Here is a 24,639-nt window from a genome sequence, read left to right on the forward strand (position 1 = left end):
TGAATTTTTCGACGCTTCTCAAGACATGCTTGCGGATGGCGAGGAAGCCGCTGCAGAACCCGCAGAAGGTTTGGCGGTGGAAGCTGTGTCTGAGGATGAAGTTGGTACGCGGGTGACTACTCCGAGTGATGCGCAAGATGAGCCGCAGGAGGTTGAACCTAGGCCAGACTACGATCCTGATCCAGATTATGATCCCACTCCAGATTATGATCCCGATCCGGACTACGATCCTACTCCAGATTATGACCCCGATCCGGACTACGATCCTACTCCAGATTATGACCCTGATCCGGACTACGATCCTACCCCGGACTATGACGACGGGGCTTCTGATGCTGGTCAAGGTGCGCCCGCAGGTGATGAGAAAGCCGCTGTAGAGGGTATAGCGGCTGGGGCTATGTCTGAGGGTGAAGTGGGTGAGGATAGGAGTCTGCCCCTCACAAAATCCGATCGGGGTAGGAGCGGTACTTCAAGCTCAGAAGGTGGCAGAAAATCCAGCAAGAAGGGGTATGAAGAGGACGAACACGACTGTGGGGAAGAACAGCTCGGTTACGGCGATGTACACGGGGATGACTACGAGGATGCTAAGGAGTCTGGCCCGCAAGTTGGGGAAGAAGTGTACCAGGCGTACACCAGCAAAAATGGACTTGAAGGAGAAGAAGGATCGGGTGAGGGCGAACATGAGGGTGCTTCTGCAAGTTCTGGTGAGTCCGCAGCAGCGGAAGCTGCAACGTATGCAGCATACAGTGGCGGCACCAAAGGGGAGGGTGGTGATCTGCAAGAAGTGCTTGACGAGGTGCTTTCGCAAGGGATTGCAGCCGAAAGTTCTGCGGATCTGGCCGATGACACTGCGGTAAGTGATGATATGGCTGAGAAGGCAGCGGTCTTGCACCAAGACACCGAAGAAGCTCATACACATGCCGCCCAGGATGAAGGTGGCGTGAAATATGATGTTACATATAGCGCGGCTGAGGGTGCGTGTGCGTGGGCGGAAGCTACGGGAATGTCAGGCTACCAAGATGATACCACAACAATCTCTGATGAGCAGCCAGAAGAAGCCGTAGAGGGAGCTACAGAGGTTGCTGAGGCTAAAGATACAGAACAGCAAGACAAAGGCGCTACTGACAGCGATGATGCGGATGACGAATTTGAAGATGCTGTTGACGTTGCGGAAGCGGGTACAGAAGCGGATGTAACACTCGCTACGCTTGGCTCGCACCGTCCGGAGATTGGTGGCAAGGTGGCGAGTGCAAGCCAGTCAACAGGTAAGCATACAGGGTCTGGTGGGGCTTCCAGGAGACAGCAGCAGGAGGAGCGCAGGAGGCAAATGTCCGCGCTTCAGGAGAGGATTGTGGAGCTGCAAAAAGCTTTAGATTCGCCCAACGTTACAGAGACCGACAAGCAGAGTATTGAGGCTGAATTGTCGACCTTGAAGGCCGAACTGGACGGTCTGGGTGGGTCTTCTCAATAGGCCTGGGTGGATAGCTATTCGCTGACTTCCACTAATGACACGCCGTGGCACCCGTAGTTGCCGTGTGCTTCAAGCGCAAAAGCGAGAAAGTCGGTATCGAATCTGACTAGTACATCAAACTCAAAGTCCGCGTGGATGGTTGCATTATGTGCTGGTGGCACAGCGAACGTGACGACTCCGCTATTGTAGTCTACGCTATAGTCCCTCTCGTATTCCTGCGATACCTCACCTAAAGATACTTTAACGGTACCAACTACCGGTCTGCTAATCTTGCGTACATAGGAATATTGTCCCGCGTGGTAGCGCTTGACCAGCTGAAAATTCAGGCTTTTGCCATCACCCACTCCGATATTTTGCCCAGTTGCTGTGTAATCAGACCAGTCTTTGAATCTGAAGGGTAGGGCTTTTCCCCTGTGTGCATAGAAAAAGCTAATCAATGCACTGCACTGATCACTGGATGCGGTGTTGTACGCCACGTTATACCTATTGCGCGAATGCGTCCAGTTAACTTTGCGCTGCTCTTTTCCGCCACCGAGTTCGGAAATGACAGTAGAAAAAGTCGGTCCTCCCATGGATCCGTATGATATGTTCTCAGGGAATTTTGCTTCGTTGTTTGGCACATAAGACTCCACTCAGCCTTCGGAAATTTTATCCCCCTTTGCGGCGGGAGGTAATCACTTTCTGTGCTGCATTATGGCGTGTAGGGAGTGCGCGGCGCGCTTTAACTGTGCCAGTTACCTTAAACGCGCACACGTTTCAGTGCCCGGCCGCCCGGTGTTGCTCACGTGGCACCCCTACTTGTTTCGTCGTTATAGTTGTGGTATGCATGTGCGCTTGTGTTATTGTCTCGGCATATGTGGTGCGCCAAATCCATGGGGGCTGCAGTTCGCGGGCTGTGCCTTGGAAAAGACTGGACGTCGCTCGGTAGGATATCTATAGACACCAGGACCTTGCGCCCCGGGGATATATTTGTTGCAATCAAGGGTAAAAACTTTGATGGACACTGCTTCGTCCCGGAGGCATTCAGCAAAGGTGCCGTAGCCGCTGTTGTGGATGAGGTATCCGTCCCGACTGCGGATTGTGGGCCTTTAGTTGCGGTGAAAGACACTTTGCGGGCATTGCACGATATTGCAACTATGCGCCTGAGGGATACGCGCGCCAAGGTTATAGCGATCACTGGCAGTGCAGGCAAAACTACCACGAAGTATGTTCTAAGTGGGGCCCTGTCCAAATACGGCAAGGTGTATTACAACGAGGCGAACTATAATAATCTTATAGGGATGCCCCTGTATGCTGCAAATTTGACGGAAGATGCAGAGTTTGTTGTGCTCGAGATGGGCATGAATTCTCCCGGGGAAGTGGATGCCCTATCGCGTATTGCAAGGCCAGATGTTGCAGTGATTACCAACGTGGGCCCGGCACATTTGGAGTTTTTTGAATCTGTTGAGGGTGTTCTCGCCGCAAAATTGGAGGTGTTTAACCACGTCAAAGATGGGGCCATTGCTGTGCTGAACTTCGATAGTGAGTACTATGCCAAAATGCGTGCCGTGGCTGAAAGCTATTGTGCGCGTATCATAAGTTTTGGTGTGGGTGTAGGGGCTGATGTGCAGATTTTCAGACGTGAGGAACCAAGTAACTCCGTAACTTTCAGGTGTTTTGGTGAGGAGTTACAGTACAACTTGAAAAGCGGTGCTAGGCACCTGGCGTATTCAGTTGCTATAACGGCTGCTGTGGGCCATGCTTTCTCGATCGATCTTACGCAAGCCCGGGGGGCCATGGAAGAATTTGTTCCGCTGGAAGGGAGGGGTAAGGTGCATGTTACCGCTTTCAAAGGTAGAGAAATTGTCCTGCTGGATGATGCGTACAACGCAAACCCGCTATCTATGGTTGCGGCCATAGAGAACCTCAGTAACCTGAACCACGCCCGCGTCCTTCGAAGAGTGGCAATACTTGGTGATATGCTCGAGCTGGGTAGCGGTAGCTGCCACTACCACAGAGGCTTACTTGAGCGCATAATGCACAGCAACATAGACGTAGTATACACGGTGGGAAGCCACATGCTGGCGCTGTACGATGTTCTACCGCAGCACCTGCGCGGAGGGCATTTTGCCGACCATGGGGAAGCGCTTGCACATCTGGAGCGCATCATCAAGCCGGGAGATGGTGTGCTGGTTAAGGGTTCGTTCGCGACCAAGCTATCGCTGGTCGTCAAACACCTGCTTGAGTGCCCAGAACACGCGACCTAAGCCTACTGGGATAATATGCCCTCCACCGGCACCAGCGGTGCGTGCCTTACGTTCCCGTAGAACCAAACCCCCCCTCTCCGCGGCTGGTAGCCGTTATGCTGTTCACCTCTTCCCACTCTACTCGCTCTACCGGAGCTATCACCATCTGTGCAACCCTGTCACCGCGGCTGATTACATAATCCTCGCTACCAAAGTTCGATAGCACCACGGTTATCTCCCCCCGGTAGTCAGAATCTATGGTTCCCGGCGCATTCAACACACAAATACCAAAGTTGGCAGCAAGACCGGACCTCGATCTTATTTGTGCCTCATACCCGTCGGGTAATTCCAGGGCCACACCAGTCTTCACCGCACACCTGCCACCCGGGTGCACCACCAGTTTGCTGTCAACCGCGGCATACAAATCCAACCCCGCACTTTTGGGAGTGGCATAAGACGGCAAGGGCAACCCATACCCTGAGGCGAGCCTCAAAATCTTGACTTTCAACACAACCCCACGACCTCCGAATCTTCGGCGATCCTACTGTTTTTCCCGTGAATAATCAAGTGCCAGCAGATACAAATCACGTATGAAAATCTAACTGTGGCTGCGGTACCATACAGTTGGGTGGGGGATTACAGGTTGCGAATGCGCGTGCAGGGTGCTGCCTGCGATAAGACATAAGGTGACACAAAATGCCTTGACGCTTGGCTAATCAAGCTCGGGCAGTTTGAAAGTGATATTTTCGCTGACCCCGTCCATGGTGCGCACCTTCAGGTTTGCGTGCAAGCCTAAATAGTCAATAACCTCCTGTACCAGAATTTCCGGGGCGGAAGCACCTGCAGTGATTCCAATTCTGCGTGCGCCAATCAACCACTCCAGATCTATGTTTCTGTACGAGTCTATGAGGTAGGCCCTGGCATTTTGAGCCTTTGCTAAATCTAACAGACGATTAGAGTTGGAGCTGTTCTTGCTGCCTATCGCGAGCACAACATCCACCATTTGTGACATGGCCTTGACCGCTGTTTGTCTGTTCTGGGTTGCATAGCATATGTCGCGTAAGTCCGGCCCCACTATTTGGGGGAACCTGAGCTTTAGAGCATTGATTATCTCTGCGGTGTCATCCATGCTGAGCGTCGTCTGGGTTACGTATGCGAGCTTGGCCGCGCTGGGGGTTTTAATACTCTGTACATCTTGAACGTTCTGTACAAGAACCACTGGGTTAGATACCTGCCCCATGCTGCCTTCCACTTCCCTGTGTCCCTTATGCCCCACTAGTATGACTTGATACCCGCTTTTGTCGTACCGCTGTATTTCCAGGTGTACTTTGGTGACCAGGGGGCAGGTTGCATCAACTACAGTGAGCCCCTTGCGCCTAGACTCCTCCTTAATCTGCTGAGATACACCATGTGCACTGAACACCAAAACCGCCCCCTCCGGCACTTCATGTAGTGCACTAACGAACTTTACGCCCATTTTTTTGAAGCTGTTTACAACGTGGAGGTTGTGCACAATCTCGTGTAGCGCGTACACTTCTCTGGTTCCGGCGTACCTGCTAGCAACACTTTCAAGAGTGCGTACTGCCCTTTCTACGCCCGCACAGAACCCGCGCGGCCGAGCCAGAATTACTTCGACATTACCAAGCATAAAACCCCGACGAAAGAAGCCGCCACTGCGACTACGCAGCATGACCCCGCAATAGCCGCGGCACACGCTGTGGTTTTGTTGTACAGCCTCCAATCTAGGCTGTCAAGCATCCGGGGAGCCACACCGATAGTTGGCTCTAGAGGCGAATACGTGCACAGTTTAGCGTCCAAGGCGCGCGATTTCTTGCACCAATGCCATGTGGGCATTACTGGGTGCAGTGCATTTGCAACTTATATTCCAGAACTGCAAGTGGCGCAGCGACCTGCGGTCCGAATATCACCATCTGTAGGCTCTAGCAAGGTTTACGAAATCTCTGAATATATAATGCGAGTCATGCGGACCAGGGTGCCCTTCTGGGTGATATTGCACAGAAAGTACCGGGCGATCTAGCAATTTCATGCCCTCTATTGTGCCATCGAACAATGATATATGGGTGACTTCTGCATTTTCTGGTAAAGTCTGCGCGTCTACGGCAAACCCATGGTTTTGGCTGGTTACCTCAACAGCCTTGGTTGCAACGTTGTATACCGGATGGTTGCTTCCCCGGTGGCCGTGCCGCATTTTGACGGTTTTTGCCCCTATGGCAATAGCTAGTAGTTGGTGTCCTAGACATATCCCGAGCATTGGTATTCCCTGCTGCAGCAGGACGCGCAACTGTTCTATTGTGTCAGTTGGGACGGCGTGAGGGTCACCAGGACCGTTGGAGATTACTATCCCCTGTGGGCGCAAATCCATAATTTGCGTCACGAAATCATCCCTCGCTGCTACAACGTATATAGCGCACCCAAGGGTGGATAACGTCTGCATTATTCCACGCTTTGCTCCTACATCTATGACACAGATCCTCAAACCGGTATGTGAAACCTGATGACTCTTCAAATGAGGGAGTTCAGTAGCTACAGTGGGCACTGTGGGCGCCATGGCAGCGCTTTTCAGCTTCTGTAAATCTAGCAGATCCGGGTCGTCAAAGCAGTGTATTATCCCGTTTTGTGAACCATGCTCACGCAAATGCAAGGTAAGCGCCCGGGTATCAACTCCCGATATTCCGCTAACTCCGCTGGCTTCCATCCAGGAGTTTAGGTCAGCCAATGAAGATACGTGAGACGCGTGGGACATTTCCCTGACCACTATGCCCCTTGCGAGCACATGCTCACATTCGAAATCTCTGCTATTGACGCCTACATTTCCTATATGCGGAAAGGAAAAAACCACTATCTGCCCGGCAAATGACGGGTCAGTTATGGTATATTGATAGCCAGTGAACCCTGTAGTGAAGCACACCTCACCTACGCAGTCTTGCCTTTTTCCCAGGGATGTACCGAAAAAGTGGCGACCATCCGACAGCACCAGCACTGCATCATGACGGCCATATATCATGGCTAGTAACGAAAACAAAAACCCCGGTATTGTAGTACAAAACCTGACAAAAGTTAACGGGTTATTTGTAGATTTTAATATGCATTTTCTGGTGTTATGTTCATATGGTGCCGCCACTGATGCGACACCCCGGTTTATTCGTATATAGTTTGTACAGATGGCTACACCGTGCAGCAGGGGTAGGGGCGCGAAATTTTCAACTTAGAAGTTGCGGCGTTGGTGCGCAGACGATAGTTATTTGCTATGGCGCGTAAGGTATTGTAGAATTGGCCCTGTTTTTCTTTTAGCTCAAATAAAGTGTATGTCGGGCAGCGCGGTTGTACTCTGCATACTCGATGGATGGGGCAATGGTAACGGTGATGAGTGTGATGCCATACATGCTGCCCGCAAGCCTTTTTGGGAGTCTGTAGTTTCCGGATGTCCACGCAGCAGCTTGTCTGCCAGTGGTGAGGATGTGGGGCTTCCTGCAGCTCAGGTTGGGAATTCTGAAGTTGGGCACATAAGCCTCGGTGCTGGCAGGGTGGTGCTGCAAGATCTTCAGAGGATCAACGCGGAAATCGGCGAGATTCACAGCAATCCGTACCTACTGCAATTCGCTGAAGCGATCAAGAATGGGCGCGGGGTATGCCATATAATGGGTTTACTCTCCGATGGGGGGGTGCACGGATTGCAAGATCATATAACCCAGCTTGCGCGGGTCCTTGCGGAACTACGCATCAAAGTTCTGATACACGCGTTCCTAGATGGGCGTGATGTTTCCCCTCGTTCGGCAAAAAAGCACGTAACGGCTTTGAACGACGCTGTGCACTCATATGACATCAGCATAGCGACTATAAGTGGTCGCTACTATGCCATGGACAGGGACCATAGGCTAGACAGGACCGAAAAGGCTTATGAAGCCATCGCTCTGGCGCGGGGGCCAAGGTATAGAGACGCCATGACCGCCATTGAGAGCAGCTACAGCGAAGGAATCTCGGATGAGTTTTTGGTACCGTCTGTTATCGGTGACTACCAGGGGTTTTCCCCGAAGGATGGAATATTGCTCACTAATTTTAGAAGCGACAGGATCGTGCAAATTTTGAGTATGATCCTGCACAGATCGCAGGAGGTTTCCAACATTCTCGGCATGGTCCGCTATTCGGAAAAAATTCAGGTGCCGTCCCTGTTCCCACCCAGGAATATATGCAACACTTTGGGGGAGGTTGTTTCTAAGTGCGGACTTAAGCAGCTCAGGATTGCGGAGACTGAAAAATACGCACATGTGACGTTCTTCTTCAGCGGAGGCAAAGAAGAACCATTTCCCGGGGAGGATAGAGTCATCATTCCCTCACCTCAGGTCGGTACTTACGATCTTCAGCCAGAGATGTCTGCATTCCCGATGACAGAAGTTTTGGTGGAGCGCATTGAATCCAGGCAATATTCCCTGATTGTGGTAAACTATGCTAATGCGGATATGGTAGGACATACTGGAAACCTCGAAGCCGTAAAGAAGGCGATATCTGTGATTGATGCGTGTTTGCAAATGGTGTTCAACGCCGCGAAGAAGGCTGGTGCAACTATGTTGATAACTGCTGATCACGGAAATGCCGAAAAAATGTTTGATATGCGTGGCACTCCGTTTACCGCGCACACATCTAACACGGTGCCCCTGGTGCTGTGTAATTGTGACAAGCGCTTTGGCCTCGTTGATGGCAGGTTGTGCGATGTTGCCCCGACGATTTTGGAGCTCATGGAGATAGCGAAACCAGACGAGATGACGGGAAGTTCCCTGCTGACGCCGGAATGATGGGCACGTAGGTGTGCCGGCTGCACTACGGGTTGCAGTTGGTCAGGACTAACTGCAGTGTGTGTGGTTAGTAGTCCAGCGCCTAAGGGGGCGGGCTGCTAGGGTTTTCACTTGCCTGAATACGGGTTATGGCTCTTTCTTATGATAAGCCTGATTGGCACGCCCTGCATGGAAAAGTTTCTGATAAAGCTATTCTTGAGATACTGCAAATAGCTATCCTCAATATGTGTCGTATTTGCCGACACTACGAAAGTTGGTGGTAATGCCGACACTTGGGTTATATATTTCAATCTAACCTTTCTGTTGTTCTGCAGGTGAGGGGCGTGGTGCTCCAGCGCGACATTGAGCCATCTGTTGAGTTGTGCGGTGCTGATTCTACTGCTTGCAGACTTATGCAGCTCTATTGCCCTGTCCAGAACTTTGCTGCACCCGGTGCCTCGTAGCGCGGAAATTTTCATAATGGGTACGTCAAAATCCACCCTACTGTGCCGCCTTATCGCCTGCAATATCTCTTCTTCAACTGCCTTGTCATCTATTAGGTCTGACTTGTTTAAAACGACCACTATTCCTTTTCCTTCCCTGATGGCGGTATCAGCTATGAAAAGATCCTGTTGGTTTATTCCGAGCGTAAAATCGACCATAAGCACAACAACACTAGACCTTGATATAGCATCCGTGGCCGATTTTATGGAAAGTTTTTCCATATTTTCTGTGACTTTCGCTCTTTTGCGGATTCCTGCAGTGTCGGTAAGAAGGAGCCTGACCCCTTTGTAGCAATATTCCGCGCTGATTGAATCACGAGTTGTGCCTGCGGTGCCATCGGTAATGACCCTTTTCTCTCCCAAAATACTGTTCATGAATGTCGACTTACCGACATTTGGCTGACCGATGATTGAGATTGTGATAGCCTTCTCACGAGGCTTTTGCCTATGTTCGCCCTCAAATAGGGGTGACATAACCTCATACAAGTCTGGCATGCCCAGGTTATGTTCGGCCGAGATGTACACGGGCCCTAAAAAGTCCAAATACTCCATATCATCTATAAGAGCACAGCTCTTGTTGCTTTCGCACTTGTTTACCACCAGGATGACCGGTTTCGGTGTTCTCTTTCTGAGCCACTTTGCAAAGTCTGTATCTTCGGCATCTGTGCCCTTTTTGGCGTCTACAACGAATAGAACCACATCTGTGCATTCCAAGGCAAGCTCAACCTGCTCGGTGACCAGCGCTTGCATGCCGGTGCCGGCACCTACCCCGCCTGTGTCTATGGCAACAAACTGCAACCCGCAAAAGTTCGCCACACCTTCCTTTCTGTCTCTGGTGACGTGGGCAACATTGCTGACTATGGCTGACTTGCTTCTCACTAACCTGTTGAAGATAGTAGACTTACCCACGTTCGGGAGCCCGACTATAGCCACTTTTTGCATTATATAAGACCTATGGTGGAACCGCGTCCTTGGGGGATTATACTAACAATATCTAGAGTGCGCAGCACCTTAAATGGGGAGGGGAGTTGTACGCCGTGGTAACGTGTGCACACTAAGCTTGCACCAGCACTTTGCGCGACAGTGTGATGGTTATACCCAATTTATTGTTGTGTGGAAGATGCGCACATATGTGGCACGTAGGAAGTTTTCGTGTGGTGTTAAGCGGCGCTTAGGTGCGATATGGCAGTCAACAAATTGATTGATTTTTGTACAAGTTGTCAGATTATGAACACGGTTCTTTATTATTTGTTGTGTTTGTATGCGGCTGCTAGCTGTCGTTTCAGTATTTCTCTGCCTATTGCATAGTGGTGGCGCGGCGTTGGCCGGCTCCGTGAAGCAGTTAGCTGTTTCTGAGCGGACTTGGGGTCTCTCCACGTCTTTTATTGCGCCTGAAGTTGATCAGACGTTTTCTCGGGTGCGCAACTTGGTTGGCATTCATGATGTTGTGCTTCCGCCCGTGGTTGTGGATAACCGCATTGTGGTTCTGGATGGGCGCGGCAGGCTGGTTGCGCTCAGCGAGGAAGATGCTGGTGGGATAGCGTGGAATGTTGACTTGGCAGAAGGTACAGGTAGTGTGTACTCTGGCAGTATTGTGTACTCTGACGGGACTTTACTGTGCGCTATTGATAATCTACTGTACGGCATTGATCCCAAGGATGGGCGCATAAAATGGAAGAGGGTCCTGCGTAACCCTTTGAGTGGAGACCTTGTCACCTTGAACGATGGCAAAGCCGTTGCGGCGCTAGTCATCGATAATTGTCTCTACGTTTTTAACGTGGCTGATGGCGGTTTGCTGTGGCATCACGAGGAGATTGGTGCCTCAGACATACGGGTAAAAGGCCCGCTATCAGTTGCCTACTCTCACAAAAAGCATGTAATCGTCATGCTTCTGCCTGATGGCAAGGTGCTATGCCTGGATGCCGATAGCGGGGATAAAGTTTGGGAGATTGGCCTTGGCAAAAAGGATTTAGGCGTGGTCGGGCGCAGTGTGGTCTCTCCGGTGATCGTCGCTAGGGAAGTGCTGCTGGTAAATGATTCTGGAGCTCTGGAGAGTGTAGAGCTATCTTCCGGGAAGAAATTGTGGTCTGCCGACATTGAGGTGTATGACGTTCTTGGTGTAGAGAAAACCGGTATTTTTGTCTTGACCAGAGATGGCAAGCTAATGGCTTTTGATCCGGAGAGCAAAACACAGCTGTGGATTCTCGATCTGGACGGGATCAAAGGAGGTGGCAGATGGAATTCCCCGGTGCTTGTTGGGGGTAGGTTGTGGTTGCTGGGAAGGAATGGACGGCTTCTTGGGGTGAACGCACTCTCGGGTTCGCTTGAGGAGTCATACAAGATTCCTGGGGCTTTCACCCGCCCTTTCATGCTGTCTAAAGGTATGGCATACGCTTCTGCGGGGAAGCAAGGATTAATGGTGCTTTCGTAGGTGTCGTATGGGTGTATGTGATTACGACGTTGCTGTTATTGGTGCCGGGCCAGGTGGGTACAAATGCGCGCTCAAGGCCGCGAAGCTCGGCCTCAAGGTTGCAAGTATAGACAACAACTCGCTGCTTGGGGGTACCTGCCTCAGAGTTGGATGTATTCCATCAAAGGCCTTGCTGGACTATTCCTACAAATATCACGCGGCCAAGGATATTTTCAAGGACTTTGGGGTTACGGCCAGCAATGTAAAGTTTGACCTGCGCAAAATGTTTGAAGTGCGAGACAGGGAAATAAACGCGCTTGGCTCCGGTATAGGCAGCCTGTTCTCTTCTGCTGGGGTGGAAAGGCTATGTGGGGCCGCAACTGTTACTCGCGCCATGGGTGATGGTTTTGAGATTGTTGTAAGGCGTGAAGGAGCGCCTACGGATGATGAGCTATCTGCCAAGAATGTTGTGCTTGCCACGGGTTCCCTTCCAGCCTCTTTACCTGGCATCGACATTGATGAAGTCAGGATTTTATCCTCTGATGGGGCGTTGGGCATGGACGTTCCGGGCAAACTGCTTGTCATAGGGGGTGGGGCCATAGGACTTGAAATGTCTTCGGTGTGGAGCAGACTGGGAGCGGAAGTTACTGTTGTTGAATATGCAGATTGCATCGCCCCGGGTTTTGATTCCGAAGTTAGCAAAGCGCTGTTGAGCCACTTGAAAAAACAGGGCATCAATTTTATGCTGTCACACAAAGTGGTTTCCGTATCTGAGAAGAAAGGGGGCAAGCTGGTTGTGAGCTGTGAAGCCATCTCTAGTGGCGCAGTATCAGCTGTAGAGGTTGACAAGGTTCTTGTGGCGGTAGGCCGCAGGCCAAACGTCGGCAAGACAGTTGCTGTAGATGGATTGGTGCTGGACGATAGGGGTTTTGTTTCGGTAGATAGCAGGTACGAGACCAGCATAAAGGGGATTTTCGCTATAGGTGACGTGATTGGTGGGGCAATGTTGGCTCACAAGGCTGAAATGGAGGGGCATGCAGTTGCTGAGCTGGTTGCAGGGCATGATTCAAACGTGGATTACGGCGTCATTCCGGCGGTGGTCTACACACACCCCGCGGTTGCATCTGTCGGGCGAAGTGAGGATTACGTGAAGAGCGTGGGGTATGACTACAAGGTAGGTAAGAGCAACTTTGCTGCAAACGGACGGGCTAGGGTTACTGGTGAAGGTGAGGGGTTTGTTAAAGTTGTTGCATGCAAGCGTACTGATACCATCCTTGGGGTGCACATCGTAGGTACTTACGCTGATACCATGATTAACGAGGCTGTTGTCGCTCTCGGCTACCGGGCCTCTTCCAAGGATATTTGCCACATATGCCACTCCCATCCGGATGTAAACGAGGTCTTTAGAGATGCGTGTGAAGTTGCTTGCTCTAGAAAAGGTTAGTGGTGCGTTGCGCAGCACAGTGCAAGCGATTTTGCACCTGAGGTTGCGCTACAAGCTTGCTGCCTGCCTTCTTATGATGTGCGGCCTGTGGCTTATGAGTGGATTGGTCGCACCCGGTACGACCGGGCGTGATGTCATCTCGGGCAGTAAAAAGCTGCCTGCAATTATCAGGGTGGAAAAACTGCGTGCCGAGGATAGGGAGCTGGTTATACATTTGACCGGGGAAGTCCATGCCTCAAAGTTTATGAACATTCTGTCCGAGGTTAGCGGCAAGGTGGAGCGGGTAGTTGCCAGGAGTGGTAGCAAAGTTGAAAGTGGGCAGGTCATCCTCGAGATAGAGGAGTGTGGCAGGGTGGAAAGGCTCAAACAAGCTGAAGCTTTGTTGAAACAGAGGCAACTTGAGCGCGACGCGTCCGAGTCTCTGAGCAGCACTGGCTACAGGTCTGAAGCTCAGGACAATGCAGCGCTCGTTGCACTTATGGCCGCTGCTGCTGACTTGAAACGCGCACAAATAGAGTTGCGTAATACACGTATCAAAGCGCCATTTTCGGGAATAGTTGGCAAGATTGTTCCCCAAGAGGGGAGTTTTATCAGTGGTGGGCAGACTATCGCGCAGATTGCAAGCTTTGACCGCCTCAGAGTTGTCTCTCACGTTTCGGAGAAGAGCATATCAAAGCTGAAACTCCATGGTCCTGCCGATGTTGTTTTAGGTAGCGGTGAGGTATTGCGCGGTGATATCGCCTTCATTGGGAGGATTGCTTCTCCTGACACTAAGACGTACATGGTTGAGGTTTTGGCTGATAACAAAAGCGGGGTTTTTGTGACTGAAGGAATGGCCGCGTTGGTTAGAGTGCCTATTGGCAAGTTCAAGACTCACAAAATTTCCTCTTCTTCCTTAAGCCTTGATGATACCGGCGCAGTTGGTGTGAAGGTTCTCGACAATAATACAGTGCGGTTCTTTGAGGTGGAGATAGTGGACGATTTAGGGGGGCAACTCTGGGTTTCTGGCGTCCCTGATGATGTGAACCTTATAGCACGCGGTCACGAGTATGTGACAGTTGGCACGGAAGTTAATCTGTGACCTTAGGAAGAGGCTTTGAAACTAATTGCAATGATGCTGTGTATATTTTACAATGTCGGCCATGTAATTTTTTCTGGTGTATGGTGAAAGCTAAGGAGGGGGTAGTAAGGATTGAGGGTGTGGTCACAAAGTTGCTCCGGGACGCCGTGTTTATCGTTAAGTTGAACGACGGTTGTGAGGTTATGGCTCACGCTTCTGGTAGGATACGCAAGAGCAAGATACGCATCCTAATGCATGACCGAGTTATGGTTGAAGTGAGCTCTTATGGTGTGAGCAAGGATGGCATGGGCAAAGGGCGAGTTGTTAGCAGGCTCAGGAATAGGGAATGCTGAAGATAGAAGGTCTGGTGCTTGCTTCTTCTTCGAAGTACCGGCTGGCTCTGTTGGAGCAGATTGGTGTAGTTCCCGGTGAGGTTGTGTCCCCCAACATTGATGAAAGCCTGCTTAAGGGGGATTGCCCAGGCGGTATTGCATGCGCATGGCGAGGACCAAAGCGGATGCAGTGGCGGCTTTGAGGTCTGATAAATTCGTTCTTGGTGCAGATACGGTTGCCTATTGCGGTAAGAGGGTGCTTTCCAAAACTGAGAGTGAAGACTGCGCTGTAAGATATCTTGAAATGCTCTCTGGTAGAAGGCATAGAGTCTGTACCTCTGTGTGCCTGCGTTCTCCTGGTGGTATAGTGCACGAGAGAAGTGTTGTTAGCGTCGTCAAGTTTAAGAGTATGTCCAAAGGTGAGATAGAGTATTACATAAGCTCCGGGCAGTGGAGAGGTAAAGCTGGAGGGTATGGAATACAGGGCTTTGCCGGGGCGCTGATTTCTTGGATTCAAGGTTCGTACTCCTCCATAGCCGGATTACCATTGCATGAGACATATTGCCTTTTGTGCGGCTATTTCGATCTTAAACATATTCCTTGATAAAGGGCAGAGTGCCTGCTAGCATTGGGGGCCGGTGTTTTTCCGACGCTGGTGGCGTGCCATTTCGCACATAGCCGTACAATGGTCCCGTATTTATATGCGGGTTGGGCTATGGAGGTTTAACTGTTGTAGTAGTTTTGGAGTAATGATGGGTAATCTGCCTGAATTTAGTATCCGCGATCTCGTTGAGGCTGGGGGTACATCTTGGACACAAGGCTGGCCGCTGGAACCCAGCGATGGCCCCTTACATATATGGAGTGCACAAGTATAAAGACATTCACGTAATAGATCTGAGAAAGACTTTAGTGCTTCTCAGAGATGCCCTTTCTGTGCTTTATGATGTGGTGCTCAAAAGAGGAAGAGTGCTTTTTGTAGGCACTAAGGTTCAAGCTTCCAACATCGTTGCTGAGGAGGCCACTAGATGTGGCCAGTATTACGTAAACCACAGGTGGCTTGGGGGAATGCTTACAAACTGGGAAACTGTTTCTTCTTCCATCCGGCGCTTGGTAGAGTTTGAGAGGCTCATTAACAATAACGAGGGGCAGTTTACGAAAAAGGAGCTCTTAATGCTTGATAAGCAGAGGGGTAAATTGGAAAGATCGCTGGGTGGTATAAGAGAAATGGGCGGGCTGCCCCATGCCTTATTTGTGATTGACACCAACAAAGAGCATATAGCTATTAGAGAGGCTAATAAGCTAAAGATCCCCGTGGTTGCCATTCTTGATACGAATTCTGATCCCGGTGGTGTGGATTACCCAATTCCCGGAAACGACGATTCGGTGAGGTCTATAGACTTCTTTTGTCGCGCTGTGTCGAGAACTATTTTGGAGGCTATACGCTCGGATTTGGCAAGTTCCGGGGTGAATATTGCTGCTAAGGGAAGTGATGTTGCGGAGTCTTATGCGGGGACGGCAGCGGATGCTGGTCATACACCTGTGAGTGAGACGTTAAGCGCTGGTGGGCCCACCGCTGGGGCTAGCCCTTATATACCTGAGGTTGGTCCATCTGTTGTGGAAGTTGATACACACAAGAGCGCGGCGTTGCCGGACAGTAGGCCTAACGATGCTGATGTACCCGCGGAGGATGGCGTGCTTCCAGATCCCGGTGTTGCTGATGGTGCAGCTTTGGAATAATGCGTGTGCTCTCTTGTTGTTATATGAGGTAGGTTATGAAAGTTGGTGTTGAAGCTATCAGGGAGCTGCGTCAGATCACAGGTGCGGGTCTTGGTGATTGTAAAGAGGCTCTGGAAACCTGTTCCGGTGATATGGAGAAGGCCAAGGTGTATCTGAGAGAGAAGGGGCTGTCCAAGGCTTATAAGAAGTCACACAGGGATGCGGCCGATGGTCTGGTTGCGGTGCGTGTTGAGGGTGATAAAGGGGCCATACTGAAGCTGGGTTCGGAGACCGATTTTGTCGCGCGTAACGAGAAGTTCCGCTCCCTCGCTGCAGAACTTGTTAGCAGCCTACTCAAACACGGGGCGGAGGACCTTTCCAGCTTTTCTGCATCTCCTTATGATGGTGGGTCTGGTGTAAGCGTTGCTGATGAAGTAGTGAATGCCGCTGCTGTTCTTGGTGAGCACATTGTCTTGAGCGGAATAGGCTTTTTAGAGCTCGGAGGCCCTGGGGTTATTGGAAGCTACATACATGGTGCTGTAGGTGAGGGTATCGGAAGAGCTGGTGCTCTTGTTGCCCTGGAAGCCACCACTGCAAAAACTGAGGCGTTGCTGGAGTTCGCGAGACAGCTGGCTATGCACATCGTTGCGGCTAAACCCGAGTCGGTCTCCGTTGAGACTCTGAGCAACGATATTGTTGAGCGGGAAAGGGAGATAGTGGCGAAACAAGTGGAGGCGCTTGGTAAGCCGGAGTCTGTTGCAAGCAAGATAGTAGATGGGAGAATGCAGAAGTTTTTTGAAGACATGGTGCTGCTGGAACAGACGTTCATAATGGATGGTAGTACAAAAATTCGTGATCTTCTGCACAATAAGGGTCAAGATTTAGGGTGCGAGGTGCGCATTGTTGCTTACAGACTGTTCTCGGTTGGCTAGGGTGTCCAAGGGGTTACGATTTTGTCTCCCTCGGTAAATGCCATAGATAGTTGCGATGGTGAGTGCTTTGTCATCCGGGGGACGGTTTATCGTGGTCCTGCGGTGGTGTTTCCCCACAGCGTTGTAGCGCTTCCGCATCAGCTGGAGCTTTCTGGTGATGCTGAGGCTGTGCTTTCATGTGTGCAAGGTGACTTTAGAATGGTGCCTATAGGGGTTGGTGGGGGTTTTGAGCGGTTTTCGCGCATCCTTTCCTCTCGTCTACAACGTTCAGGTGTTCGTCACGAAGTTATGTCCATGACTGCGGCTTGTGATATGTATAACGTTCTGCTACATGAAAGCGAACATGTCTGTGCCGTTCTGCTTCTTCCGCTGTAATCGCGATGTCCAATATTATCTTCGAAGATTTTTTTATTAACGGGATTCTTGCGATCCTGACTGCAAGCCTGATTACCGCCCCCTTGGGCTCAGTTATGATCTGGAATAGGCTTTCTTATATGGGGGACAGCATAGCGCACTCGTCGCTTCTTGGGGTGGGAATTGCTCTCCTACTGGAAATACACCTATCTATCGGTGTGTTTGTGGTTGCAGTGCTGCTTGCACTCATCATTTCTTTAACTACGGACAAAATTCATGCGGTAGACACCATTTTAAATATCATGACGAGCGTGGTCATGTCGCTCAGCATGATCTTACTATCGCTGGTACCATCGCCCGGTGAGCGCGTTATACACTCGCTATTCGGTGATGTTCTCATGGTAGGCAGAAGTGACTTACTGGAAATGGTAGCTATCGCCGCGATCGGCATATTTGTGCTTGTTTGGCGATGGCGGTATTGGGTGGCTGTTTCTGTAAGCCGCGATCTCTCGCTATCTGCGGGCATTAGGGCAGGCCAGATCAAAACGGAAATTCTGGTGGTGTCTGCGCTTGCGATTGTACTGTTCTCACGCTCAGTTGGGATACTGCTCATTACGTCGTTTTTGACGATACCGGCCTCAGGGGCTAGGTTGATTTCCAAAACTCCGGTACAGATGGTTATCACTTCTGTAGTGATTTCTGCGATCTCAGGTATTTTGGGGTTGTTGTGTGCGGCAAAGTTTGACACATTCCCGGGGCCAATGATTATCGTTGCCTCCTTTTCTATGCTTTTACTGATATACGTCTTCTCAAAAAGTAAAAAGCTGTGAGGTCTTGCGGCTCCTCCTCTGGGATGTCATGCCGGGAGATGACAGTGACTTAACAAGCATGACAGCGAATGCACACTGTGTTAATTGTCGAATGAATGGGCTTAACTCGTCCCACGTGGAAGATCTCCGTCACTAGTATTTTGCAGCACGGAGAGTATAACCTTAGTGGCCCGCCTTCGGGAAACTTTGTTCTTGAACATTGATGCCAGAACTAGTATAGCTTTGGAAAAGCTATAACTGCTTTTGCTACGTGAGTTACTGAGTGGGGTGTAAAATGCCAGGATCTAGAAAGGGCGGTCTGACGACGCAATGTGTAGTAACCGCATGCACTGCTGCGCTAACCGCCGTGTTTTGTGCCCAATATTTTTGCGCGCGTGAGGACAGTGAGACTGTGAACGAATGCGAAAGGTTGAGGGTGGAGCTCGAGAACATGGCAGTGAAACAATCCATAATGAAAGGCAGGATAATTGACCATTTCTCTTTGCTCTGCGTTCTAGATTCTATCGATACAAAAATTCCTGAGAGGTGGTTTCCGCCCGCAAATCATGGTACGTGTGTCACAGTTGGTGCGGCAGCATCCTCGATTTGCAAAGTGGTTTTGGGTGTAGCTATTGGCTCTATTCTCCTACTATACGTACTAAAGCAACTCTTTGGGTCTGGTGTATACACTGCGGGGATTAGCATTCCAGATCCCGTGGTTGGGGCTATCGTTGCCTCATTCATGATTCTCGGCACACTTGGGTGCTGCTCCACGGTTGTTGGTAGGCACGGCAATTCGAAAAAAAGCAGGGCCACACGCTTCGAAAACTCGCCCGTGCATGCGAAAAAAGCCAGGCGCATTACGAAAGGATCGTTGACAGCGCTGAGAGATACAACGCTCTCCCTGAGGATGTGAAGTATAACATAAGAACTTCTGAGTATCTGTCTGCACTTGTGAAGGAAAAGATAGTATCTGGCACCTTTACAGAAAAGTCTGCTAAGGAGATCAAGGAAAAAGCAGATGCGTGTTACGTGGAGGAAGTTTCCATTTGTGCCTGAGTTTTGTATGGCAGATGGTTGTGGGGTAAGTGCATATTTTAGAGCTATCTCACTGGCGGATTGTGCCCTATAGTTGCCGCGCTCACACATCTTTAGCGCGATGCACCATTGTTCGGGTAGTGCTGGACGCTCACACATACGTAACCGCAGCAGGTGTGTTGTGGGTGTTGTGGTGATAAATTTGTTTGTTTTGGGTGCATTATTTGCTACAATACGGCCGCTGTGGTTCCCGGTGGGGGTTTCGGCATACATGTGGGGAGGGTGTTGCTGTGGTTGAGGGAGAGGACAAGTGCGTCCCACGTGGTGAAATGAAGCGTAGGGACTTTTTGGGCCTTACCACGCTCTCTATGGCGTGCATGGGGGCGGCGTCTTTCGTGTATCCTCTGGTTGAGTCTCTCAACCCGTCTGCAGATGTAATGGCTCATGCTACGATTGAGGTGGATCTATCTGGCATCAAGGAGGGTAGCACCAAGGTTGTTAAGTGGCAGGGGAAGCCGGTGTTCATACGCAGACGGACTGCGGAGGAAATAGAAGATGCTAGAGCGGTTAATGTTGCGGACCTGCGTGATCCGCAAAGTGACCAACAACGCACCCGTCAAGAGAGCGGCGAATGGCTAATTGTGCTGGGCATTTGTACACATTTGGGTTGTGTGCCCGTGGAAGTGAAGGATGGCACGAAGGGGTGGTACTGTCCGTGTCACGGTTCTAAATACGATACATCTGGTAGGGTGGTTGCGGGTCCGGCGCCGCTTAATCTTTCCGTGCCTGACTACTACTTCCCCGATGATAGCACCGTCGTGATCGGAAAAAAGAGCGCTGAGTCTACTGTGTAGGAGTGTGAGGTATGTCTGGAGGCAAGAGCGATTCTGGTAGGCAGGGTATCCGGGCCTGGATAGAGTATAGGCTACCTGTGGGCGGGTTCCTCAAACACCTAGCTGCCTACCCGGTGCCGAAGAATCTTAATTACCTGTGGAATTTTGGGTCGCTAGCCGGGATCGCGCTGGTGGTTCAGATTTTGACCGGCGTTTTTCTCGCCATGCACTACACTCCGCATGTTGATTACGCGTTTGACAGCGTGGAGCGCATAATGCGTGATGTACGCTATGGGTGGCTTATACGCTATACCCACGCAGTCGGTGCATCCTTCTTTTTTGTCGTTGTCTACATCCACATTTTTCGTGGGCTCTATTATGGTTCGTATAAAAAGCCCAGGGAGCTGGTCTGGTTTTTTGGCATCACAATATTCTTCATCATGATGGCCACCGCGTTCATGGGGTACGTGCTTCCGTGGGGTCAGATGAGTTTTTGGGGCGCTACAGTCATAACTAACCTCTTTTCTGCCGTTCCCGTTGTGGGTGAAGGCATTGTGAGGTGGTTGTGGGGTGGTTTCTCCGTAGACAACTCTACGCTGAATAGGTTTTTTGCGCTACACTACCTGCTGCCGTTTGTGCTCGTTGCACTTGCAGTTGTGCATATTGCCGCATTACACAGGTTCGGTTCTGGGAATCCCAGTGGGGTTGAGGTGAAGTCAAAGCGCGATACTGTGCCCATTTATCCGTATTTTTTGGTGAAGGATTGTATAACGTTCGGGTTATACTTCGTCCTTTTATATCTTTTCGTGTTTTATGCTCCCAATTATCTGGGTCATCCCGATAACTACATAGAGGCGGATCCTATGGTAACTCCCGAGCATATAGTGCCTGAGTGGTATTTCCTCCCGTTCTACGCGATGCTGCGCTCTATTCCAGATAAGCTCCTCGGGGTTGTGACCATGTTCGGCTCCATAGCGGTGTGGTTTTTGTTGCCTGTCCTTGATAGATCACCTGTAAAAAGCGGTAAGTACCGCCCTATTTTCAAGGTCTGTTACTGGATCCTTATTTTGGACTTTTGTTCGTTGATCTGGCTGGGTAGCCAGGAGGTGCGCGAGCCGTTTGTGTCTTTCAGTAGGCTGGCGACTTTTTACTACTTTTGCTACTTTTTCATCATATTACCTGTGCTTTCCAAGTATGAGCGGTGTAAGCCGCTGCCCGAGAGCATCAGTGATGCCGTGCCGGAGATGAAATAGATGGGGAGATACTCACCGGTTTTGTTGGCTGTGGTCTTGCTTGCGCTTGGCGTGTCCTTTTCGGGGGTGATGCACGCAGAAACGCAAAGTGCTGTACAGCAAAAGTGGAAGTTCAGCGGCATTTTTGGATCTTTCGACAGAAGTGCTATACAGCGCGGCTATCAGGTTTACAAAGAGGTGTGCTCCAGCTGCCATTCTGTGAGCAGGGTTGCGTTTCGTAATCTGCGAGACGTGGGCTTTTCTGATGAGGAAATCACTGCGATAGCAGGCTCTTATTCGATACGCGATGGGCCTAACGAGGTGGGTGAGATGTTTGAACGGCCTGGAATACCCGCGGACTACTTCCCTAACCCCTTTCCCAATAGAGAGGCTGCAGCTGCATCGAACAACGGTGCCTATCCACCAGATTTATCTCTAATAATAAAAGCCCGCCACGATGGGGCCAATTATGTGTATTCCCTGCTCACAGGTTATGAGAGCAGTGAAGCCGACGAGAGTGGCCTTTATCTGAACAGGCATTTTCCCGGGGGGAAGATCGCCATGGCTCCCCCTATTTTTGAGGGCGTGGTGAGCTATTCTGACGGTACTGAGCCCAGTGTTGAAAATATCGCGCGTGATGTGGTGAATTTTCTGCAATGGGCGGCGGAGCCCGAGATGGAACGTAGGAAGAAGCTTGGAATGAAGGTAATTCTTTCGCTGGCCGTCGGTACCGTTTTGTTTGCTGTGATGTACTCCAGGCTTTATAGGACGCTGCTGAAATAGGTAACTGGGCTGCATGGCCCCGCCCGTGGCAAGGTTGCCATGCGTTGCGGCCTTCGGATTCAGGTAGAGCGAGCCGTTTCTTGTATTGCTATCAACCTCCACCATGGCGGGTTTGTGAACGAATGCCGATATGGTACGCCCTAGGTTTGTGGCAGAACACGTACTGTGTAGAGTAGCTTTCCGGGCGTATTGGGTGTTTTATGCGCGTGTAGATGCACATTTTTGGTTGTATTATGATTGCAAATGCTGTAGTCTACCGCAGCGTGTTGCTTCTAAGGTTGATTTATGCGGGTCCTGCTGGCGTTCTGTGCGGTTTGTTGCGGGCTTTTCCCTAGCCTTGTTGTTCTTGCCGGTCCTACCCATGATTCTGCGGGTGGTGAGGTGAAATTTTACGGTAAGGGTGGTACCACGCGCAGTGGGGATGATGAATTCTCGTTTGGCGGCGAGATCCTCTTTTATGGTTGGGGAGGGCGCGCCATGCTTCCGAAATTTTCCGCTGGTGCCGGCTCCATAGGCTCATTTAGAGATTCTGTTAAAGCTGAAGGTAGGATCTCGAAGGATTTGGGATGGAATGGAGACTGCGACTTTATTGGAAACCTGTCGTTTGAGTATGTAGCGGATTCTGGCGTGTTGTATGGAGCAGATTTTCAGCTCTTGGTGCCGGAGGTTGGTGGCGCTGTTGAGGGCGAGGGCAAGGCCATTGTTAACCGCGGTAGTCGGGTGTTTGTTCTAACTCCATATGGTAGGTTCTCCCTGGGATATCAAGAGGGGGTTGAGTCTGTCGTTTCTTCTCCCAAGTCGCACAGGAGTGTCTTCGATGATTTTGTGCGCGGGCAGGATCCAACTTTGATGAAGTACAAGTTGCCTATGCTGAAGGGTGACTTTTTCTCCCATGGTGAGGGGTGGTGGTGGCTGCGCGGTGCGGCGTTGCTGTATCCTGGGCTGTATAGCGAGTCTGTCTTTCGCGAGAATAGCGTAGTGGATTACTATGGCGTGGATGAGTACAGCAGGCACTATAGCAGATATTTTGCTAACAACCTTCCGTTTAGGCTCTCTTATCAGTCACCCACGCTTTTTGGTGTAAGGTTTGGTCTGAGTTACTCTCCCACTGGATACAACTCGGAGCTCTTTAGGGGCTACTACTACGAAGATTCACTGCACGGGGAAGAGGAGCAGTGGAGGTTTATTGATGAGGTGGGGGATGCGAACCAGGGTGGCGTACGTCGCAAGTCTGTGAAAGGTGGTGGCGACACGCCTGCAGATCAGTCTCCTGGAAACGTTGGTGCCTCTAACGAATCCGCTGTTGGTGTGTCCAGAACCATCCTGGCAGATGATGTGCTGTACGCTCCCGCCTACAGGAATGTTGTGAGTGCAGCTTTGTCGGCGGAGCGTTCGTTTTACATTAGGGGGGAAGAAGTAAAAGTTGGTGCGGCGTTTGCTGCAGAATGGGCTCCCGCTGCCGGGATCTCTAGAAGTTATGGGGACGTAGCGCCAGTTGGTGGCTTTTGCGCGCTTGCTGCGGTTGGTATGTCTGCCAGCGTAGAGGTTGGGGGCGTAGATTTTGGGTTTGGGTACGGGCACCTGGGTAATTCTGGTTACCCTAGGGGCCCCCTTGTAGGCTCCACTGTTGACTGGAGCCGCGGTAAAACTGATCCAGCTTGGCGTCCCTCAAGTTATCTTGTGATGGGCGTTGGTTATGGTTCCGGGCCTGTTCGTGCAGAGCTATCGTATTTCACCAGCGTGAAGGGTGGATACGTGTCCTCGGCGGAAGTGGATGATTTTGGTGTGAGGGTCAGTTATGATCTGTACAGAGGCATCGATGTGCGTTGTGCACTGTTCGCGCAGCTGCACAGGGTTTCTGTGGAGTACGATTTTGCTAGAGGCTTTGTAGGGAAAGGCTGGGTTGATAGTCACCTTTCGTACGATTTTGATGTGTTAATGTCCGGCGTGAGGCTGGTCTTCTAGTCAGGTATCTAGTTTTGAGGGTGTTGTATGGTACATAAAGGTTCTCTGGTGGCTCCGGTTATGGCAGCGGCGTTGCTGTTTGTCTCTTTTGGAGGTATGGCTGCTTCCGAGCCTCGGGAGGAGGTAGGTAAGGGGTATGCTTTTGTCACCGGGCGAGTGCTCTCTTACGCGTGGCTGTTGGATGATAATCCTGTTGGAGATGAGCACGAGGGGCACAGACGGGTGCGCGGTGATGAAGAAATTAAATCTCGTCGTTACGGCAGGCACGGCATAGGTGATACGCATGTTTTTGAACATAATTTAGGTAGCTGGGGGACTAGCTATGATGCCGCGCTTGCAGTTGGACTGAGGTCGAAAGGAAGTACGCTCGGGTTGGCCTACGGAGCGGATTTTGCTCTGTCGGTCCCTGTAGGGTCTTTTGGGAAGTCATTCTACGATGAGATGGTTGGTGCTGGTAGCAGGATATTTGCCGATACGCCCTACGGCACCTTCTTGCTTGGCTACCAGGAGGGCGTAGAATCCTCCATGAAGGCGGACGTGCTGGCTTTGATTCCTGGAGGAGGAGGTGGAGCGTGGGGTAAGTACCTTAGGTGCTTCCTGGGGTACGCTTCCGGCATGCCTTTCCACATGTACCCAGGGTTGTATAGCGAAAATCTTTTCCGGTCTATCGGCAGCTTTGACAGAGTTGGGGTTCTGAGAGAGACTCGTAGATTTTTGGGGGTTTTGCCCATGAGGCTCTCGT

The 24,639-nt window shown here is 50.9% G+C and carries 21 protein-coding genes and 4 pseudogenes; 19 read left to right on the top strand and 6 right to left on the bottom strand.

Annotation, left to right across the window (positions count from 1 at the left end):
• Positions 1–1,471 (top strand): annotated as a pseudogene (locus GAC_RS06000) (type IV secretion system protein); the annotation flags it as partial.
• 14 nt (positions 1,472–1,485) lie between these two features.
• On the opposite strand, the gene GAC_RS02735 reads toward GAC_RS06000, so the two are convergent.
• The gene (locus GAC_RS02735; RefSeq protein WP_010264990.1) at positions 1,486–2,103 is read right to left on the bottom strand and encodes a DUF2460 domain-containing protein; all 618 of its coding nucleotides are present in this window, start codon (positions 2,101–2,103) and stop codon (positions 1,486–1,488) included.
• A gap of 240 nt (positions 2,104–2,343) precedes the next feature.
• Between GAC_RS02735 and GAC_RS02740 the strand changes: the two genes are divergently transcribed.
• Positions 2,344–3,717, top strand: coding sequence for a UDP-N-acetylmuramoyl-tripeptide--D-alanyl-D-alanine ligase (locus tag GAC_RS02740; protein ID WP_044051795.1), 1,374 nt, complete (start codon positions 2,344–2,346; stop codon positions 3,715–3,717).
• A gap of 46 nt (positions 3,718–3,763) precedes the next feature.
• On the opposite strand, the gene dut is transcribed toward GAC_RS02740, so the two are convergent.
• From dut to carA, 4 genes are all read right to left on the bottom strand, one after another.
• Positions 3,764–4,207 (bottom strand): dUTP diphosphatase, encoded by a 444-nt coding sequence (dut, locus tag GAC_RS02745; protein ID WP_010270240.1) that lies wholly within the window; start codon positions 4,205–4,207, stop codon positions 3,764–3,766.
• Positions 4,208–4,408: 201 nt separating this feature from the next.
• Positions 4,409–5,344 (bottom strand): 4-hydroxy-3-methylbut-2-enyl diphosphate reductase, encoded by a 936-nt coding sequence (gene ispH, locus GAC_RS02750; protein WP_037349391.1) that lies wholly within the window; start codon positions 5,342–5,344, stop codon positions 4,409–4,411.
• Positions 5,323–5,454: a hypothetical protein gene (locus tag GAC_RS06150; protein ID WP_262406092.1), complete on the bottom strand. Its 132-nt coding sequence runs from the start codon at positions 5,452–5,454 to the stop codon at positions 5,323–5,325. The genes ispH and GAC_RS06150 overlap by 22 nt, the downstream gene beginning before the upstream one ends.
• A 166-nt stretch (positions 5,455–5,620) precedes the next feature.
• The gene (gene carA, locus GAC_RS02755) at positions 5,621–6,721 is read right to left on the bottom strand and encodes a glutamine-hydrolyzing carbamoyl-phosphate synthase small subunit (RefSeq protein WP_037330697.1); all 1,101 of its coding nucleotides are present in this window, start codon (positions 6,719–6,721) and stop codon (positions 5,621–5,623) included.
• Between the two features lie 301 nt (positions 6,722–7,022).
• Between carA and gpmI the strand changes: the two genes are divergently transcribed.
• A complete protein-coding gene (gene gpmI, locus GAC_RS02765; RefSeq protein WP_010267876.1) occupies positions 7,023–8,507 on the top strand; it encodes a 2,3-bisphosphoglycerate-independent phosphoglycerate mutase in 1,485 nt (494 codons plus the stop codon).
• A 107-nt stretch (positions 8,508–8,614) separates the two neighbouring features.
• On the opposite strand, the gene der is transcribed toward gpmI, so the two are convergent.
• Positions 8,615–9,931: a ribosome biogenesis GTPase Der gene (gene der, locus GAC_RS02770; RefSeq protein ID WP_010264970.1), complete on the bottom strand. Its 1,317-nt coding sequence runs from the start codon at positions 9,929–9,931 to the stop codon at positions 8,615–8,617.
• Between the two features lie 319 nt (positions 9,932–10,250).
• Between der and GAC_RS02775 the strand changes: the two genes are divergently transcribed.
• The 16 genes and pseudogenes from GAC_RS02775 to GAC_RS02845 all read left to right on the top strand — a co-directional run.
• On the top strand, positions 10,251–11,420 hold the full coding sequence (locus GAC_RS02775) for a PQQ-like beta-propeller repeat protein (protein WP_010267873.1): 1,170 nt from the start codon (positions 10,251–10,253) through the stop codon (positions 11,418–11,420).
• A 7-nt stretch (positions 11,421–11,427) separates the two neighbouring features.
• On the top strand, positions 11,428–12,843 hold the full coding sequence (lpdA, locus tag GAC_RS02780; protein WP_010267870.1) for a dihydrolipoyl dehydrogenase: 1,416 nt from the start codon (positions 11,428–11,430) through the stop codon (positions 12,841–12,843).
• Positions 12,809–13,924 carry an efflux RND transporter periplasmic adaptor subunit gene (locus tag GAC_RS02785; protein WP_010264959.1) on the top strand — a complete coding sequence of 372 codons (1,116 nt, stop codon included), beginning with the start codon at positions 12,809–12,811 and terminating at the stop codon, positions 13,922–13,924. The genes lpdA and GAC_RS02785 overlap by 35 nt, the downstream gene beginning before the upstream one ends.
• Positions 13,921–14,256 (top strand): translation initiation factor IF-1, encoded by a 336-nt coding sequence (gene infA / locus GAC_RS02790; RefSeq protein WP_010267865.1) that lies wholly within the window; start codon positions 13,921–13,923, stop codon positions 14,254–14,256. Before GAC_RS02785 ends, infA begins: the two co-directional genes overlap by 4 nt.
• Positions 14,250–14,839, top strand: a pseudogene (locus GAC_RS02795) (Maf family nucleotide pyrophosphatase). Before infA ends, GAC_RS02795 begins: the two are co-directional and overlap by 7 nt.
• A 148-nt stretch (positions 14,840–14,987) precedes the next feature.
• A pseudogene (gene rpsB, locus GAC_RS02800) lies at positions 14,988–15,972 on the top strand (30S ribosomal protein S2).
• 35 nt (positions 15,973–16,007) lie between these two features.
• A complete protein-coding gene (tsf, locus tag GAC_RS02805; protein ID WP_010267861.1) occupies positions 16,008–16,883 on the top strand; it encodes a translation elongation factor Ts in 876 nt (291 codons plus the stop codon).
• A gap of 21 nt (positions 16,884–16,904) precedes the next feature.
• Positions 16,905–17,258 (top strand): Mth938-like domain-containing protein, encoded by a 354-nt coding sequence (locus GAC_RS02810; protein ID WP_010267859.1) that lies wholly within the window; start codon positions 16,905–16,907, stop codon positions 17,256–17,258.
• A gap of 5 nt (positions 17,259–17,263) precedes the next feature.
• Entirely contained in the window at positions 17,264–18,067 is an 804-nt protein-coding gene (locus GAC_RS02815; protein WP_010267856.1) for a metal ABC transporter permease, read from the top strand.
• A 274-nt stretch (positions 18,068–18,341) separates the two neighbouring features.
• Positions 18,342–18,962 carry a hypothetical protein gene (locus GAC_RS02820; RefSeq protein WP_241759949.1) on the top strand — a complete coding sequence of 207 codons (621 nt, stop codon included), beginning with the start codon at positions 18,342–18,344 and terminating at the stop codon, positions 18,960–18,962.
• On the top strand, positions 18,959–19,105 hold the full coding sequence (locus GAC_RS06005; RefSeq protein WP_241759950.1) for a hypothetical protein: 147 nt from the start codon (positions 18,959–18,961) through the stop codon (positions 19,103–19,105). The genes GAC_RS02820 and GAC_RS06005 overlap by 4 nt, the downstream gene beginning before the upstream one ends.
• Before the next feature lie 308 nt (positions 19,106–19,413).
• Entirely contained in the window at positions 19,414–19,938 is a 525-nt protein-coding gene (petA, locus tag GAC_RS02825) for a ubiquinol-cytochrome c reductase iron-sulfur subunit (RefSeq protein WP_011114430.1), read from the top strand.
• A gap of 11 nt (positions 19,939–19,949) precedes the next feature.
• Positions 19,950–21,170: a cytochrome b gene (locus tag GAC_RS02830; RefSeq protein WP_010267854.1), complete on the top strand. Its 1,221-nt coding sequence runs from the start codon at positions 19,950–19,952 to the stop codon at positions 21,168–21,170.
• Positions 21,171–21,932, top strand: coding sequence for a cytochrome c1 (locus tag GAC_RS02835; RefSeq protein ID WP_010267852.1), 762 nt, complete (start codon positions 21,171–21,173; stop codon positions 21,930–21,932).
• Between the two features lie 285 nt (positions 21,933–22,217).
• Positions 22,218–23,897 (top strand): hypothetical protein, encoded by a 1,680-nt coding sequence (locus GAC_RS02840; protein WP_011114428.1) that lies wholly within the window; start codon positions 22,218–22,220, stop codon positions 23,895–23,897.
• Between the two features lie 27 nt (positions 23,898–23,924).
• A pseudogene (locus GAC_RS02845) lies at positions 23,925–24,639 on the top strand (porin); the annotation flags it as partial.

The organism is Anaplasma marginale str. Florida (assembly GCF_000215485.1).
In the GTDB taxonomy this organism is placed as follows: Bacteria; Pseudomonadota; Alphaproteobacteria; order Rickettsiales; family Anaplasmataceae; genus Anaplasma; species Anaplasma marginale.